At 64.9% G+C, this 16,316-nt stretch carries 11 protein-coding genes; 3 read left to right on the top strand and 8 right to left on the bottom strand.

The genetic code is table 11. From position 1 onward, the window contains the following. Window positions 1-67: 67 nt before the first annotated feature. From ppa to hemC, 4 genes are all read right to left on the bottom strand, one after another. Entirely contained in the window at window positions 68-598 is a 531-nt protein-coding gene (gene ppa, locus KPG66_RS02520) for an inorganic diphosphatase (protein ID WP_013434386.1), read from the bottom strand. 517 nt (window positions 599-1,115) lie between these two features. Then, complete coding sequence (locus tag KPG66_RS02510; protein WP_237069920.1) at window positions 1,116-2,309, bottom strand: heme biosynthesis protein HemY; 1,194 nt, start codon at window positions 2,307-2,309, stop codon at window positions 1,116-1,118. 3 nt (window positions 2,310-2,312) lie between these two features. After that, window positions 2,313-4,655: a fused uroporphyrinogen-III synthase HemD/membrane protein HemX gene (hemDX, locus tag KPG66_RS02505; RefSeq protein WP_336886343.1), complete on the bottom strand. Its 2,343-nt coding sequence runs from the start codon at window positions 4,653-4,655 to the stop codon at window positions 2,313-2,315. A gap of 16 nt (window positions 4,656-4,671) precedes the next feature. Continuing rightward, complete coding sequence (gene hemC, locus KPG66_RS02500; protein ID WP_237069949.1) at window positions 4,672-5,640, bottom strand: hydroxymethylbilane synthase; 969 nt, start codon at window positions 5,638-5,640, stop codon at window positions 4,672-4,674. Between the two features lie 131 nt (window positions 5,641-5,771). On the opposite strand from hemC, the gene ppc reads away from it, so the two are divergent. From ppc to argH, 3 genes are all read left to right on the top strand, one after another. Then, window positions 5,772-8,747 (top strand): phosphoenolpyruvate carboxylase, encoded by a 2,976-nt coding sequence (gene ppc / locus KPG66_RS02495; protein ID WP_237069919.1) that lies wholly within the window; start codon window positions 5,772-5,774, stop codon window positions 8,745-8,747. A 154-nt stretch (window positions 8,748-8,901) separates the two neighbouring features. Beyond that, window positions 8,902-9,861, top strand: a complete 960-nt coding sequence (locus KPG66_RS02490; RefSeq protein ID WP_370645061.1) for a helix-turn-helix transcriptional regulator — start codon at window positions 8,902-8,904, stop codon at window positions 9,859-9,861. A 64-nt stretch (window positions 9,862-9,925) separates the two neighbouring features. After that, the gene (gene argH / locus KPG66_RS02485; protein ID WP_237069918.1) at window positions 9,926-11,335 is read left to right on the top strand and encodes an argininosuccinate lyase; all 1,410 of its coding nucleotides are present in this window, start codon (window positions 9,926-9,928) and stop codon (window positions 11,333-11,335) included. Window positions 11,336-11,408: 73 nt separating this feature from the next. Here the strand turns inward: argH and KPG66_RS02480 are convergent, their stop codons facing one another. The 4 genes from KPG66_RS02480 to apbC all read right to left on the bottom strand — a co-directional run bounded on the left by KPG66_RS02480 (window position 11,409) and on the right by apbC (window position 16,177). Continuing rightward, window positions 11,409-13,694, bottom strand: coding sequence for an arginine/lysine/ornithine decarboxylase (locus KPG66_RS02480; RefSeq protein WP_237069917.1), 2,286 nt, complete (start codon window positions 13,692-13,694; stop codon window positions 11,409-11,411). Window positions 13,695-13,799: 105 nt separating this feature from the next. Then, window positions 13,800-14,369, bottom strand: a complete 570-nt coding sequence (dcd, locus tag KPG66_RS02475) for a dCTP deaminase (RefSeq protein ID WP_013434378.1) — start codon at window positions 14,367-14,369, stop codon at window positions 13,800-13,802. 102 nt (window positions 14,370-14,471) lie between these two features. After that, window positions 14,472-14,999 carry a superoxide dismutase family protein gene (locus KPG66_RS02470; protein ID WP_013434377.1) on the bottom strand — a complete coding sequence of 176 codons (528 nt, stop codon included), beginning with the start codon at window positions 14,997-14,999 and terminating at the stop codon, window positions 14,472-14,474. A gap of 89 nt (window positions 15,000-15,088) precedes the next feature. Beyond that, window positions 15,089-16,177, bottom strand: a complete 1,089-nt coding sequence (gene apbC, locus KPG66_RS02465) for an iron-sulfur cluster carrier protein ApbC (protein ID WP_237069916.1) — start codon at window positions 16,175-16,177, stop codon at window positions 15,089-15,091. Window positions 16,178-16,316 lie beyond the last annotated feature (139 nt).

The raw sequence follows: 16,316 nt of genomic DNA, 5'->3' as shown, positions 1-16,316 counted from the left end.
TCGGTCCGACCCCGGCGGGTTGTCATCGACAGGCGTGTCGGCCAACGCCGCCGGCACGGCGCGTCGTTTATTGCTCGTTGAAGTTCGCGATGCCGTCGGTAATCTCCTTGTGTGCGGCGGCGATATCTTCCCAGCCTTCGACCTTGACCCACTTGCCTTTTTCGAGCGCCTTGTACTGCTCGAAGAAATGCTTGATCTGGTCCTTCAGATAAGCCGGTACGTCGTCAGCCGATTTCAGGTGCGCGGTCATCGGACAGATCTTGTCGGCCGGCACAGCAATCAGCTTCGCATCCTGGCCGGATTCGTCCGTCATATTCAGCATGCCCAATGCGCGGCAGCGCACGACTGAGCCCGCCAGCAACGGAAAGGGCGTGATCACCAGCACATCGACCGGATCACCATCGCCGGCGAGCGTTCGCGGGATGAACCCGTAGTTGGCCGGATAGCGCATTCCCGTGCCGATGAAACGGTCTACGACGAGCAGGCCCAGATCCTTGTCCGCCTCGTATTTGACTGGGTCGCTTTGCGCCGGAATTTCAATGATGACGTTGAAATCGTGCGGCAGGTCCTTGCCGGGTGGGACGTGATCGAAGCTCATGTCGAATTTCCTGTTAACGATAGAACGAACGATGGAGGCGAAAGCCCGATTATATCAACCGACCTGCTGCGATCGGGTAACGAGGTGTCCGATCCGGCTGCACGGCTTGGCTTTCGTCCGATCATCGCGAACTCGGCGCGATAATGGTCAGCACACCGCAGCCCTCGCGATGATCAACTCGTTAGGCAGTCAGCCGGTTTCGTAAGCCCGTCCCTCATCGGCTGACTCAAAGACCTGACCAGCAGCACGGATTCCGGCATGGACTGGGTGGCGGGTTCCATAGTGCTCGGCTCGCTGGTGACGCTCAGCGTGCCCAAGCGCCTCGTATCGCGCTAGCGGGCGCGGCGGTACAGGACAGCCGTCGCCGGCACGCGCAGACTGCCATCGCCCACGGGTCAGCATGGCGGGGGCGCCAGCCACTGAATACGGCCGCCGTCAGCAAGCGAGCACGCACGCCACTGGCAACCCGTGCATACGATCCGCCAGCGGTCCAATACGGCCATCGCCGCGGCGCCAGCTAAACAACATTCATCGCCGTGGCGCTGGCACGGTAGTGCTCGGCGGCCTGCTGCGCGTTGCCCAACTGCTCATGCAGGCGTGCGAGCGCCCGGTGCGCACGAATCTGCAGCGGCTCATTGTCCGCGGCGAGCTTAAGCGCCTGCTCGAGGAAGGCTTGTGCCTTACCCCACAGCTTTTGCTGCAGGCACAGGCGTCCCAGCGTAAAGGACAGGTCGGGATCGTCCTGACGCTCCTTCTGCCAGGCTTCCGCGCGCTGAATCAACGGCAATGGATCGTCGTCCGCGCAGTCGGCGTAGCGGCGCAGCAGCCTAGGATCCCAATGATGCGCGAGCGCCTCCTCGACGATCTTGCGCGCATCGGCCGGGCGGTTCAGCGCGATCAACAATTCCGCGGCCAAGTCCGCGATACGGGGCGACTGGCGCTCGGCCGCACTCAGCGATTGCCATAGTTGCAGCAGCGCGTCGGGGTTATGACGCCGATCGCGCAGCAGATGCTCGGCGGCGAGTTGCTTCAGGTGCACCGACACCGCCGGGTGGATCGCCTCGCGCTTTTCCAGCATCTTCACCAGCTTGAGCACTTCCGCCCAGTTCTTCAGCTGCTGCTGCGCACGCAACGCGATTTGCAACGCATGGATGCGCCGCCCACCCTGCGCACGCATCTCGGTCAATGCCGCCAACGCCCCGTCGGCATCACGCGCATCCGCGCGCAATTCGGCGCTGGCCATCAACCTCGCCTCTTGCCAATCGTTGTCGGTCACCTGCGCCAGCCATTCATCGCGACGCGCGAATTCGCGCATGCGATGTGCGGCGGCTGCACCGATCAGGCCGGCTGGCGCCTTATTTGCGTCAAATGCACTGGCCTCGCGCGCGGCGTTCTCCGCGCGAGAAAAACGCCCCGCGTACAAGTTACCAATCGCCTCACGCAGCGCCTGGTGCGCGTTGGCAAGCCGCACGCGTGCCCGGTACGCCGCGACTCGTTCGGGCATTTTCAGCACCGCGCGAATCGAGCGCACGACGATATAGAGCACGACGAACGACACGACCAGCGCCGCCACGAACAAGTTCAGCGAGATATCGATCCGATAAGGCGCCCAAATGATCAGCACCTGCCCCGCGTCGTGTGCGCCGACAAGCGCCAGCAGCACAGCGGTCGCGAACAGTGCCATCAACCACAAGATTGCTCGAATTGCCATCGTTCAGCCTCGGCCCTTGTTCTGATGGATGGCATTCAAACTCGCCTCCAGGTTCGGCAACTCGATGTGCGCCGCACCTTTTTGAACCTGATCGAGCCGCTCACGCGCGTTATGCGTGGCCTGTGCCGACGGATCAAAGTACCGCGCGAGCGCCTGCTGCGCGGCCTGCAAGTCCGCCTTCATCAGCTTCTCGTCGCGCGAGAGCAGCGCGACGCGCGCGCACAGCAGCCGCAGCTTCACATTCTCACGCAACAGATAGCCCTGGTCTGGCGCGACCAGCATCGCGTCCGCGTTGTCGATGCGGCGCACCTGTACGAGACCGGTGAGTTGCGCCATGACGTCGGCCGCGAATGTATGCCACCATGCCTTCCAGCGCGGCTCGCCATTGGCAGCGGCCACCTGCGCCACGTCCGCCGGCGTGCCGGCACGCGACTTGAGCGGCACAGCCGGCGCCTCGCCGGCCAACGGCAAGGCGTCCACCTGCGCGATCACATCGTCGAGCTTGATCGCAAGTCCCGCCAGGTCGACGCTTGGCGCAGCCTTCAGCTTGTCAATATCCTGCGCGATCGCCTTGCGCACCGCGATGACCTGCGCGCCCGTTGATGCCGCGAGCCGCGTGTCCGCACTTTGCAACGCCAACAACGCCAAGCCGACATTGCCGGTTAATTGCAGTTGCTGGCTAGCAGACGAAATTGTCTGCTCGACTTCGGCCAGCGTCCAATCGTCGCGGTCCTTTGCCAAGTCCTGCAACGACGCCTGCAGGGCCTGATGCTGCGTCTGCACGTCGCCGACCCGGCCGGCGAGTTGGGCCAGCTGCGAATCGAGTTGGCGTACCGCGCTCGCAGCCTCGTCGGCCTTGAGCCGGGTGTCGCGGCTTTGCGCGTCGCTGGCCTGCTGGCGCACGATAAGTTGCTGCTGCAGCCGCTCGACCTTGCGTTCGAGCACGTAGCCGCCTGCGCCTGCGCCCGCCAGCACCAACACCGCACCGATCCAGGCGAGCGCCGTGCTGACTGAGCGGCGGCGGCGCTTCGATTCGTACGGGGGAAAGGGTGCAGCCGGTGGGACGTTGGCCGCGGCAGGGCGCGCCGGTTGCGCTGCTTGCGGCGCCCCACCTGGCGCTGGCTGGGAATCTTTAGAATCTGTCATGCTTAATTGAGCCGATTGCGATTGAGTCTTCGAGAAGGAAGCGGCTTGAGTGATCGGTGAAAACACCGCGCGCAGCGCGCCGACGATCGCTTGATCGCCGGCACCGGACACCGTAATCGTATCAAAACCCGCTTTGCGCGCCGTATCGCCGATGCGCGGATGGGGTGTGACAATCGGGGCGCGCTTGAGCGCGACAATCTCGTCGCGATTCAGATGCTCGCGCGCCAGCTCCTCCAGGTTGCGCACGCCTTCCGAACTGGTCAATACCCAGGCGTGCGGCTGGCCGGCGAGCAGCGCGTGCACGCGCTGCCACGCGTCAAAGCTCGGTTCGGGCAGCCGTCGCTGGTACGCACCGAGCGCCTGAACGATGGCGCCATGCGCACGCAGCGTCTCGGCGAGCAACTCGCGGCCGCCGTCGCCGCGCACCAGCAACACGTGCTGCCCTTGCAACGCGGTGAGCCCGTGCGGCGCAAAGGCGGTGGCAAGCGCGTCGATCAACGCCTCGGAATCGTAGCGCGGCGCATCGCCGCTCGCATACGAGTCGGACGAGACCTGCACCGCAGGGGTATCGTCGCGCCGCGGCGGCTCGCCAGCATAGGAAACACCCGCGCCACCGTCCTTGCCGCCGTCGTACACCGGCGCCTGCAGCGCGACGCGCACCGCATCGCCGGGTGCGATGATTCGATGCGTGTGCGGCTGCACGCCGTGGCGCGCCAACGCCCGCACCGTGCCCGGACCCACGCCAGCGACCGGTACCGTGGTCGGCCACGAGAAAGCGAGCGGCGGCACGGTGGCGGCCGACGCATGCGCCGACGGCGTATCGGCTGACGAGGCGTCCGCCGACAATGCATCCGCGGGCGGTACGTCCACTGGGGATGCGCTTTCCGGCGATGCCTTCGGCCGCGCGGCGGCAAGCGCCGCGAATGCGCGATCCACCGCGTTTGGCGAGACGAATACCGCCAGCGCATAACGCTCGAGGTCGAGCAACCCATCGACCAGCGGCGCATTGTCCGTTGCGTCAGTAATGTCGATCAGCGGAAACTCGAAGCCATCAAGCCCAGTTGCGGCAAGCGCGGTCAGCAGTTCAGCACTCTGTCCTGCCGGGCGCGTAATCACCACAGTCGGACGTGCCGCGACAGGAGCGCCGGCGTCGCCCGCGGCCGCCGACTGCGACGTGGGAGGAAGCGACGCCTGCGTCACGATTGGCCGCCCCCCATCACGCGGCTCCGTCGCGCGACGCGTCAAGCAGTTGCTGCACGATTTGCATCGCACCCTGCGCCTGCAACTGCTGTACCACGTGCAAGCCAAGCGCCAGCGCACCGGCCGTATCCGTCGGCGCCGCGCTGCCCTGCGCGGCCAGTACGCGGCTGCCGTCGGGCGTGGCAACCGACGCCCGCAGTTGCAGCACATCACCCTGCCACTGCGCATACGCGGCGAGCGGCACCTCGCAGCTGCCACCGAGTGCGCGCGACACGGCCCGCTCGGCTTCCACGGCCAGCGCCGTGCGCATGTCGCACAACGGCGCCAGCCACGGGTGCAGATCGGCGCGCGAGGCGCAGATCTCAATGCCGAGCGCCCCCTGACCGGGCGCCGGCAGGCTGTCGGCGGGATCCAGCAGCGTGCGGATCCGCGCTGCGAGGCCAAGCCGCTTGAGCCCAGCGGCCGCGAGGATGATCGCCGCGTAGTCGCCCCGGTCGAGCTTGGCCAGCCGGGTATCCAGATTGCCGCGCAGCGGCTTGATCACCAGATGCGGATAGCGGCTACGCAACATCGCCTCGCGGCGCAGGCTCGATGTCCCCACCACGGCGCCCGCTGGCAATTGCGCCAACGAGGTAAATTGCGACGACACGAACGCATCACGCGGGTCTTCCCGCGTGAGGACAACCGGCAGCGCGAAGCCATCGGGCAGCCTCATCGGTACGTCCTTGAGCGAGTGAACCGCCAGGTCCGCGCGACCATCCGCCAATGCATTCTCCAATTCCTTGACGAACAACCCCTTGCCGCCCACCTTGGACAGCGTGCGATCCAGAATTTGATCGCCGCGAGTGGTCATACCGAGGATCTTTACGTTGCAAGACGGATATAATTTGTGCAGCGCACGGCCCACATGCTCGGCTTGCCACAGCGCAAGCCGGCTCTCACGCGAGGCGATCACCAGCGTCGCGGGCGGTATCGCGCATTGCATCTCGAGACTCAAGTTGACCTCGTACCCAATCGGGATGTGATAACGAATCAAATGGTAGCACGCACCCTTCGGCATCCCGATGCTGCGCGCGGATGCCGGAACCCTTCAATCGCCAGTTTGGGGAATGGCTTGTGACTACTTCCGGATCGGCCGCTGCCGCGCGCCGCAACGCCAAGACCGCCGCTACGGCCTCCCGCACCGCGCCCGCACGGCCGACCCCGACCGTGGGGACGCCGACGGCGCACGCCACGGCATCGCCCACACGCAGCCGCACCCGCGAAGACAAGGACAAGCCGCTGTTCGAGGACATCCGCTTCCTTGGCCGACTGCTTGGTGACGTGGTCCGCGAGCAAGAGGGTGACGCCGTATTCGACGTGGTCGAGACGATCCGCCAGTCGGCGGTGAAATTTCGCCGCGAGGACGACATCGACGCGGCCAAGAAGCTAGACAAGATGCTCAAGGCCCTCACGCCGGAGCAAACGGTCAGCGTGGTGCGCGCATTCAGCTACTTTTCACATCTAGCAAACATCGCCGAGGATCGCCACCATAATCGCCGCCGGCGCATCCATGCGCTGGCCGGCTCCACGCCGCAGGCAGGCACCGTCGCCTACGCGCTTGCGCGGCTGGCCAAAAGTGGTGGCGAATCGCTGTCCGCGTTGAAGACATTCTTCGACACCGGGCTGATCGTGCCGGTGCTCACCGCACATCCCACCGAGGTGCAGCGCAAGAGCATCCTGGACGCGCAGCACGACATCGCACGCTTGCTGGCCGAGCATGACCAGCCGCTCACCGCGCGCGAGCGCGCGGCCAATGAAGCGCTGCTGCGCGCCCGCGTCACATCGCTGTGGCAAACCCGCATGCTGCGTGGTTCACGGCTCACGGTCGCCGACGAGATCGAAAACGCGCTGTCGTACTATCGCACGACCTTCCTGGACGAGATCCCGGCACTGTACGCGGACATCGAACAGGCACTGGCCGAGCACGGCCTGCCCACTCGACTGCCCCCGTTCTTCCAGATGGGTAGTTGGATCGGCGGCGACCGCGACGGCAATCCGAACGTAACAGCGGCCACGCTCGAGCGGGCGATCACGCGCCAGGCGGCGGTGCTCTTCCAACACTATTTGGAACAGGTGCACCGGCTCGGCGCGGAACTGTCCGTCTCCGAGTTGCTCGCAGGCTCCAGCGACGCGCTGAAGCAACTGGCGGATACCTCGCCCGATACCTCGCCGCACCGCGTGGACGAGCCGTATCGGCGCGCGCTGATCGGCGTCTACGCGCGGCTGGCCGCGACTGCGCGCGCGCTGCTCGGCGACGCAGCCGTCTCGATCCGTGGCGAGCACCGCGACGCGGTGCCCTACGCGTCGCCCGACGCATTCCGCACCGACCTGCAGGTGTTGATCGACTCACTGCAGGCGCGCCATGGCGCGTCGCTTGCCGCCCCGCGGCTGTCACCGCTCGCCCGCGCGGTCGAAGTATTCGGCTTTCATCTTGCGAGCATCGACCTGCGGCAAAGTTCGGATGTCCACGAAGCTGTGCTGACCGAGCTGTTTGCCCGTGCCGGCGTGGTCGACGACTATGCCGCGTTGTCCGAGGACGACAAGCTGACGCTGCTGCTGGCTGAACTGGCGCAGCCGCGCGCTTTGCGCCTGCCGTACGCGGAGTACTCGCCGCTGGTGCCCAGCGAGCTTGCCGTGCTGGAGGCCACGCGTGCGATACGGCAGCGCTTTGGCGAGCGGGCCGTGCGCAACTACATCATCTCCCATACCGAGACCGTATCGGATCTGGTCGAAGTGATGCTGCTGCAAAAGGAAACCGGCCTGATGCACGGCAGCATGCCCGCCGCAACCCCACAGGCGGGCAACGGCCAGCACGCGACCCATGCTGGGCAGGGTGCGCCGCGCGTCAGTTTAATGGTGATTCCCCTGTTCGAGACAATCGCCGACCTGCGTCACGCGCCGCGCATCATGCAAGCGCTGCTGGCGCTGCCGGGCATGGACTCGATCGTGCGCCACCAGGGCGGCGAACAGGAAGTGATGCTCGGCTACTCGGACAGCAACAAGGACGGTGGCTTCCTCACGTCGAACTGGGAACTGTATCGGGCCGAACTGGCGCTGGTCGCGCTGTTCCGCGAGCGCGGCGTGAGGCTACGACTGTTTCACGGCCGGGGCGGCACAGTTGGGCGCGGCGGCGGCCCGACCTATCAGGCGATCCTGTCGCAGCCACCGGGCACAGTGGATGGGCAGATCCGGTTGACCGAGCAAGGCGAGGTGATTGCCAGCAAGTTCGGCAATCCGGAAATCGGCCGCCGCAATCTTGAGACCGTGGTAGCCGCGACGCTGGAGGCGACGTTGCAGCCACATGCCCAGTCACCGCGCGCGCTGCCGCAGTTCGAGGCCCTGATGCAGACGCTGTCAGACGCGGCGATGTCAGCATACCGCACGCTCGTGTACAAGACCCCGGGCTTCACCGACTATTTCTTCGAGTCCACGCCGATTGCCGAGATTGCAGAACTCAATATCGGCAGCCGCCCCGCCTCGCGCAAGCTGCACGATCCCAAGCATCGCCGCATCGAGGACTTGCGCGCGATTCCATGGGGCTTCTCGTGGGGTCAATGCCGGCTGCTGCTTACCGGCTGGTACGGCTTTGGCAGCGCGATTAGCGCGTACCTGGATGCTGCGCCGGATGCGCTGGACCGGGAAAAGCGCGTGGCGCTGCTGCGCAAAATGGTCAAGACGTGGCCGTTCTTCTCGAACCTGCTGTCCAACATGGACATGGTGCTCGCTAAGTCAGATCTGGCGGTCGCGTCGCGCTATGCGCAACTCGTGCCGGACAAGAAGCTTCGCAAGCAGGTATTCGGCCAGATCGTCGCCGAATGGCATCGCACCACGGACGCGCTCGCGCAGATCACCGGCCATTCGTCGCGGCTGGCGGACAATCCGCTGCTCGCCCGCTCGATCAAGAACCGCTTCCCGTACCTCGATCCGCTGAACCACTTGCAGGTCGAACTGCTGCGCCGGCACCGCGCGGGCACCACGAACGCACGACTGCGCCGCGGCATTCACTTGACGATCAATGGGATCGCCGCAGGGTTGCGTAATACGGGCTGACGCCGGCATGCTGGCCGATACGGCGTGAACCTGCGTATGACGTGAACCCGCATAGGGCATGAGCCTGTACATACGACGTGAGCCTATACAATACGCCTCTGCGTTGTACCGATACAAGATCGCTTACTATTCCGTATCGATGACTTCCCGGATCATGGCGACCGCTTTGCCTGCTGCATCGGGTGCCGCGCGTCGCGGCGCCCGCGAATCCACTTCTCGCGCCGACGCGTCAGCCGCGCGCGCGCTCGGCGACTTCATCCGCTCGCATCGTGAACGGCTCACGCCGGCCGACGTCGGCCTGCCGCGCGGGACGCGGCGCCGCACGCCGGGCCTGCGGCGCGAGGAAGTGGCGCAGTTGTGCGACGTCAGCGCCACCTGGTACACGTGGATCGAGCAGGGCCGCCCCGTATCGGCATCCGCCGACGCGCTGGCGCGGATCGCCGTCGCATTGCGGCTGTCGCGCGCGGAACGAGCCTATCTGTTCGAGCTTGCCGCGCAGCGCGATCCCGCCGAGCCGGACGCGGGCGCAACCGACGTGCCCGCGGCACTGCTGGCCAGCGTCGGACTGATCGCCGCCCCCGCCTACGTGCTGGACCCGCAGTGGAACGCGCTCGCCTGGAACGCGGCGGCGGCGGAATTGTTCATCGGCTGGCTCGACGCGGCCAAGCCGGCCGCGACCGCCGGCGTGCTGGTTCCCCGGGACGCGCAAGGCAGCGGCACCAACCTGCTGCGCTATACCTTCACCTCGCCGGCCGCGCGCACGCTAATCGTCGACTGGGAAACTCGTGCACGCCGGCTCGTCGCCGAATTCCGCGCCGACTCAATCCGACATTTGAACGATGCACCCACGCGCACGCTACTCGACACGTTGGTTGCGCAATGCGACCCGTTCGCGCGCTTCTGGGCATCGCAGGACGTGTTTGAGCGCGAAGGCGGCCGGCGCGAATTCGATCATCCGGTGCGCGGGCGCATCGCCTACGATCAGATCACCTTCGTGCCGGCCCAGCGCGACGACATGAAACTCGTGGTGCTGATCGCGCAACATGAACCGCGCCGCGAAGCCACCACCGCGGCCGTCGCGCACGACGCCGGTGCCACGCTGCCGCGATGCTAAAATGCCTGTCTTTGCCGCACGGCGGTGCGGCGAGCGGCACCCTCCACTATTGCGGCATCCTGTCATGACTTCCCAATTGCACAAAAAGGGCGAAGCCTGGTCGGCGCGTTTTTCCGAGCCGATGTCAGAACTCGTCAAGCGCTATACGTCGTCCGTGTTCTTCGATAAGCGGCTCGCGCTCGTCGACATCGAGGGCTCGCTCGCGCACGCGGCGATGCTCGGCGCGCAACGGATCATCAGCGACGACGACGTCGCGGCGATCCGCAAAGGCATGGAACAGATCCGCGGCGAGATCGAGCGCGGCGAATTCGAATGGCAACTGGACCTCGAAGACGTCCACCTGAACATCGAGGCCCGGCTGACCGCGCTAATTGGCGACGCGGGCAAGCGGCTGCACACTGGGCGCTCGCGCAACGACCAGGTCGCCACCGACATCCGGCTTTGGCTGCGCGGCGAGATTGACCGGATCAGCGCGCTGCTCAAGGGTTTGCGAGGCGCGCTGCTCGAGCTCGCGGAACGGTATGCCGACACGATCCTGCCGGGCTTCACGCACCTGCAGGTCGCGCAACCGGTGACCTTCGGCCACCATCTGCTGGCGTACGTGGAGATGTTTGCGCGCGACACCGAGCGGATGCTCGACTGCCGTAAGCGGGTCAACCGGCTGCCGTTGGGCGCCGCGGCGCTCGCGGGCACCAGCTATCCGATCGAGCGCGAGCAAGTCGCCAGGACGCTCGGCTTTGACGGCGTCTGCGCCAATTCGCTCGATGCGGTGTCGGACCGGGACTTCGCGATCGAATTCACGGCAGCCGCGGCGCTCATCATGACGCACGTGTCGCGGCTGTCCGAGGAGTTGGTGCTGTGGATGAGCCCGCGAGTCGGCTTCATCGATCTGGCCGACCGTTTCTGCACCGGCTCGTCGATCATGCCGCAGAAGAAAAACCCCGACGTGCCGGAGCTAGCACGCGGCAAAACCGGCCGCGTGAACGGCCACCTGATCGCGCTGCTCACGCTCATGAAGGGCCAGCCGCTCGCGTACAACAAGGACAATCAAGAAGACAAAGAGCCGCTGTTCGATACCGTTGACACGGTGGCCGACACACTGCGCATCTTCACCGAAATGGTCGCCGGCATCACCGTCAAGCCGGATACGATGCGGGCCGCGGCGCTGCAGGGCTTTTCGACGGCGACTGATCTGGCTGATTACCTCGTCAAGCGTGGCTTGCCGTTTCGCGACGCACACGAGGCGGTGGCGCATGCGGTACGAGTCTGCGTGGACCGGCGCTGTGACCTGGCGGACCTGACGCTCGATCAGTTGCGCGTCGAGTTGCCCAAAGTCGCGGCGCTGCTAGGTGACGACGTGTTCGACTACCTGACACTGGAAGGCTCGGTCGCCAGCCGCAATCACGTGGGTGGCACAGCGCCGCAGCAGGTGCGGGCCGCGATCGCAACAGCACGCGCCGCGCTGTCTCAGTAACGGCGGCGCGCGGCGGCTATTGGCTGGCTAGCGCCATCGGCACCGCCCGCCGGCCCGAGGGCCGGCGCCCCGCTCAGGGCCGCACACAATCCACAAAGTACTTGACGTTGCCGCCGACCACTTCGGTGACCAGCCCGTGGATATCGGTATGAAAGCCGGGGAATCGCGCATTGAAGTCGCGCGCGAACTTCAGGTAGCGCACGATGGTCTCGTTGAACCGCTCACCTGGAATCAACAGCGGAATGCCCGGCGGATACGGCGTGAGCAAGATGCTGGTGACGCGGCCCTCGAGGTCGTCGATCGGCACGCGATCGATCTCGCGGTGCGCGATCTTCGAGAACGCGTCGGTCGGGCGCATCGCTGGCTCCATGTCGGACAGGTACATCTCGGTCGTCAGCCGCGCGATGTCATTGTCACGATACACGCTGTGAATCTGCTCACACAGGTCACGCAGCCCGACGCGCTCGTACATGGGATACTGCGCGACGAACTCCGGCAGCACGCGCCATAGCGGCTGGTTTCGATCGTAGTCGTCCTTGAACTGCTGCAATTCGGTGACCATCGAGTTCCAGCGACCCTTGGTGATGCCGATCGTGAACATGATGAAGAACGAGTACAGTCCGGTCTTCTCGACGATGATGCCGTGCTCGGCCAGATAGCGGGTGACGATCGCCGCCGGAATGCCCGTTTCGCCGAACTCGCCGTCCACGTCCAGCCCCGGCGTGATGATCGTCGCCTTGATCGGGTCCAGCATGTTGAAGCCTTCGGCCAGGTTGCCGAAACCATGCCAGCGGTCGTTCGGCCGCAATATCCAGTCCTCGCGCGAGCCAATGCCCTCGGTGACGAGCTGGTCAGGCCCCCACACCTTGAAGAACCAATCGTCGCCATATTCGGCAGCGACCTTGCGCATCGCGCGACGGAAATCAAGCGCCTCGGCAATCGACTCCTCGACAAGCGCGGTGCCGCCGGGCGGCTCCATCATCGCCGCAGCCACATCGCACGACGCAATGATCGCGTATTGCGGGCTGGTCGAGGTGTGCATCAGGTACGCCTCGTTGAAGCGATGCCGATCAAAGCGCGGCAACTGCGAATCCTGCACCAGGATCTGCGACGCCTGCGAGATGCCAGCCAGCAGCTTGTGCGTCGAATGGGTCGCGAACACCAGCGCGTCGGTCCGGCGGGCGCTCTGCCCGATCGCATGCATGTCCTGATAGAACGGGTGGAACTCGGCGTGCGGCAGCCAGGCCTCGTCAAAGTGCAGTGTGTCGATCGTGTCGCCAAGCAGGTCCTTGATCATCTCGACGTTGTAGAGGACGCCATCGTAGGTGCTTTGCGTGATCGTCAGAATCCGCGGCTTGAGCTTCGGGTTTTTCGCGAGCGCCTCGCGCGCAAACGGATTCGCGTCGATCTTGCGGCGGATGTTCTCCGGTTGGAACTCATCGCGCGGGATCGGCCCAATGATGCCAAAATGGTTGCGGGTGGGCGTCAGGAAAACCGGGATCGCGCCAGTCATCGTGATCGCGTGCAGGATCGACTTATGGCAGTTGCGGTCCACCACGACGATGTCGCCCGGCGCGACGGTGGCGTGCCAAACGATCTTGTTCGACGTGGACGTGCCGTTAGTCACAAAAAACAGGTGATCGGCGCTGAAGATGCGCGCCGCATTGCGCTCGGACGCGGCCACCGGCCCAGTATGGTCCAGTAGTTGCCCAAGCTCGTCTACGGCGTTGCACACATCCGCGCGCAGCATGTTCTCGCCAAAGAACTGGTGAAACATCTGGCCGAGCGGACTCTTCAGGAACGCGACGCCTCCGGAGTGACCCGGGCAATGCCACGAATACGAGCCTTCGTCCGCGTACTTGACCAGCTCCTTAAAGAAGGGCGGCGCTAACGAATCCAGGTACACCTTCGCCTCGCGGATAATATGCCGCGCAACGAACTCAGGCGTATCCTCAAACATATGAATGAAGCCGTGCAACTCGCGCAGGATGTCGTTCGGAATGTGACGCGACGTGCGCGTCTCGCCGTACAGGAAAATTGGGATGTCGGCGTTGCGACGCCGCACCTCGGCGACGAACGAGCGCAGCGCCAGGATCGCGTTGGCAAGCTCGGGCACCTGGTCGTGCGTCGCGGCGACCTCGTCGACCAGCGCAATCTCGTCGTCGTCGATCGACAGGATGAAGCAAGACGCGCGGCTGGATTGCTGCGCGAACGAGGTCAGATCACCGTAGCTCGTCAGGCCAAGCACCTCGACCCCCTCGCGCTCGATCGCCTCGGCCAGCGCGCGGATACCCGAGCCGGAGATGTTCTCCGAGCGAAAATCCTCGTCGATGATGACGACAGGGTAGCGAAACTTCATCGGTGACTCTCCAAAAACAAACCGCTGCACTCTATCGTTCGAGTAAGCAGCGGCCGCAACATGCCGGAATGCGCCACGCCGCGTAGCGCGGCGGCGCGCGAAAACTCAGGTCTTGGGCAGCGTGACGCCATGCTGGCCCTGGTACTTACCGCGACGGTCCGCATAGGATGTCTCGCAGACTTCGTCGCTCTCGAAGAACAGCACCTGCGCCACGCCCTCGTTCGCGTAAATCTTCGCCGGCAGTGGTGTCGTGTTAGAAAACTCCAGCGTCACGTGCCCTTCCCATTCGGGCTCGAACGGCGTGACGTTGACAATGATCCCGCAGCGCGCATACGTTGATTTGCCCAGGCACACGGTCAGCACGTTGCGCGGAATGCGGAAGTACTCGACGGTGCGTGCCAGCGCGAACGAGTTCGGCGGGATGATGCACACGTCGCCCTTGAAGTCGACAAAAGACTTCTCGTCGAAGTTCTTCGGATCGACGATCGTCGAGTTGATGTTAGTGAAGATTTTGAATTCGTCCGCACAGCGGATGTCGTAGCCGTAGCTCGACGTGCCGTAGCTGACGATCTTATGGCCATCCGGCGCGACGCGCACCTGATCCGGCGCGAATGGCTCGATCATGCTGTACTGCTCGGCCATGCGCCGGATCCATTTATCGGATTTGATCGTCATACGTGCAATCGAAAAGCGGCAGGGCCGCGGGTTGAAAACGAGCGAACGGGGGTTGGCGCCGCCGCCTCATCGCAGCGTGGCCATCTCATCGCAGCGTGACCATTATTTGCGAATGATGCCGCAGCCCAGCGCGGGACCGGCGTCGCGAGGCGGAAACGCATAATAGTCCTGCGCGTCGCGGTGCACGATCAGCGCGCGGCCGACCACCGAGCGCACGCCGTCCAGTGACACGTCCGGCGACACGATGAACCCGGCCGCCACGCCATTCGCGTCCGCATGCAAGTTCACCAGGTCACCTTCGAGCCGGATCCCCTGCTTCAGGCGCTCAGCCCCGGGGCTGAACACCCCACCTGCGGCGCCCGGCGAATGGCAGTCGCCGCGCTCATGGATCTGCAGCGCATGATCGCTGTCCGGCGGCAGCCCGCTCAGGTTGTAGGTCACCTGCACGCCGTCAGCATGCTCGATCAACGTGACCGTGCCGCGTGCGGCATGGCCGGCCGCCGGCACGATCTGGACGTCGGCACGCTTGTCGTGACTGCCGAAGAGCAACGCACACCCGGCCAGCATCACGCTGGTCGCGAGCAGCGTGATGATCGTGCCGGCAAGACGCCATCCCAATCGCGGTTCCATTAAGCCTCAGGGTACTGAACAAGCCGCAATGATACCGCGTCTGGCACATCTGGCGAGGCGTCCACACTAGAGGAGGTCACAGAACCGCGTCAGGTGTTCTGGACGACGATGGTCGGGAACTTCGAACTCATGTCACGCGACAGCTTCGCAATCCGGATTGCGACCTGGCGGGCCATGTCGTGATACAGACCGGCGATGCGTCCGTGCGGGTCGGCGACCACCGTCGGACGCCCCGCATCGGCCTGCTCGCGGATGCCGATATCCAGTGGCAAACTGCCTAGGAACGGCACGCCATACTGTGCGCAGAGGCGCTCGCCGCCACCGGCGCCGAAGATCGGCTCGGCGTGGCCGCAGTGCGAGCAGATATGGATGCTCATGTTCTCGACGACGCCTAAAATCGGCACGCCGACCTTCTCAAACATTTTCAGGCCTTTTCGCGCGTCCAGCAGCGCAATGTCCTGCGGCGTCGTGACGATCACCGCACCGGTCACCGGCACCCGCTGCGCGAGCGTGAGTTGGATATCGCCAGTGCCGGGCGGCATGTCGACGATTAGATAGTCCAGGTCGCGCCAATTCGTCTGCCGCAACAACTGCTCGAGCGCGGACGTGACCATGGGCCCGCGCCACACCATCGGGTTGTCCTGCTCGACCAAGAAGCCGATCGAATTAGCCTGTACACCATGGCCTTCGAGCGGAATCATTGTCTTGCCGTCCTCGGATGCCGGACGGCCGTCGATGCCGAGCATCGTCGGCTGCGACGGGCCGTAGATGTCCGCGTCCAGCACGCCGACCGACGCGCCCTCGGCGGCCAGCGCAAGCGCGAGGTTCGCGGCCGTGGTGCTCTTGCCGACCCCACCCTTGCCGGAGGCGACCGCGACGATATTGCGCACGTTCGGCAGCAACTGCACACCACGTTGTACCGCATGCGCCACGATCTGATGGGATACCGCCACGTGCAGATGCGCCACGCCCTGCACGGCGCGCAGCGCCTGTTCAACACGCGCTTGGATCAGCGCATACTGGCTCTTGGCCGGGTAGCCCAGCACGACCTCGAGTGATACCGTGTCGCCGTCAATCGCGACGTTGCGCACGCCTTTGCCCGCCGTTATCGGCTCTGCGGTGTTCGGGTCGATCACGCCGTGCAGCACAGCGTCGATCTGGGCCCTGTCGATTGTCATCGTTGCTCCGTTACTTAAAGTGTTCCATCCGCTCGTCCAACACCTGCCGTGTGCATCGAACCTTGCGCGCGGGGTCGCGTCGAACCTTACGCCGGAAATTGCAAAAAATTGTTGCGTGGCGTTGCCAAACGGCGCTTCA

Origin of the sequence: Mycetohabitans sp. B2, assembly GCF_021733735.1 — a bacterium.
Lineage (GTDB): Bacteria > Pseudomonadota > Gammaproteobacteria > Burkholderiales > Burkholderiaceae > Mycetohabitans > Mycetohabitans rhizoxinica.
Note: the sequence above shows the minus strand (reverse complement) of the source record. Positions and strands in the feature narration are given on the sequence as shown.

Bases quoted from the DNA above. Each gene is read 5' to 3' on its own strand.
- hemC (WP_237069949.1), bottom strand. From the start codon at position 5,640: ATGCAATGCGCGATACCGCCCGCGACGCTGGTGATCGCCTCGCGTGAG.
- argH (WP_237069918.1), top strand. From the start codon at position 9,926: ATGACTTCCCAATTGCACAAAAAGGGCGAAGCCTGGTCGGCGCGTTTT.
- KPG66_RS02510 (WP_237069920.1), bottom strand. From the start codon at position 2,309: ATGGCAATTCGAGCAATCTTGTGGTTGATGGCACTGTTCGCGACCGCT.
- ppa (WP_013434386.1), bottom strand. From the start codon at position 598: ATGAGCTTCGATCACGTCCCACCCGGCAAGGACCTGCCGCACGATTTC.
- KPG66_RS02470 (WP_013434377.1), bottom strand. From the start codon at position 14,999: ATGGAACCGCGATTGGGATGGCGTCTTGCCGGCACGATCATCACGCTG.
- apbC (WP_237069916.1), bottom strand. From the start codon at position 16,177: ATGACAATCGACAGGGCCCAGATCGACGCTGTGCTGCACGGCGTGATC.
- KPG66_RS02480 (WP_237069917.1), bottom strand. From the start codon at position 13,694: ATGAAGTTTCGCTACCCTGTCGTCATCATCGACGAGGATTTTCGCTCG.
- dcd (WP_013434378.1), bottom strand. From the start codon at position 14,369: ATGACGATCAAATCCGATAAATGGATCCGGCGCATGGCCGAGCAGTAC.
- KPG66_RS02490 (WP_370645061.1), top strand. From the start codon at position 8,902: ATGGCGACCGCTTTGCCTGCTGCATCGGGTGCCGCGCGTCGCGGCGCC.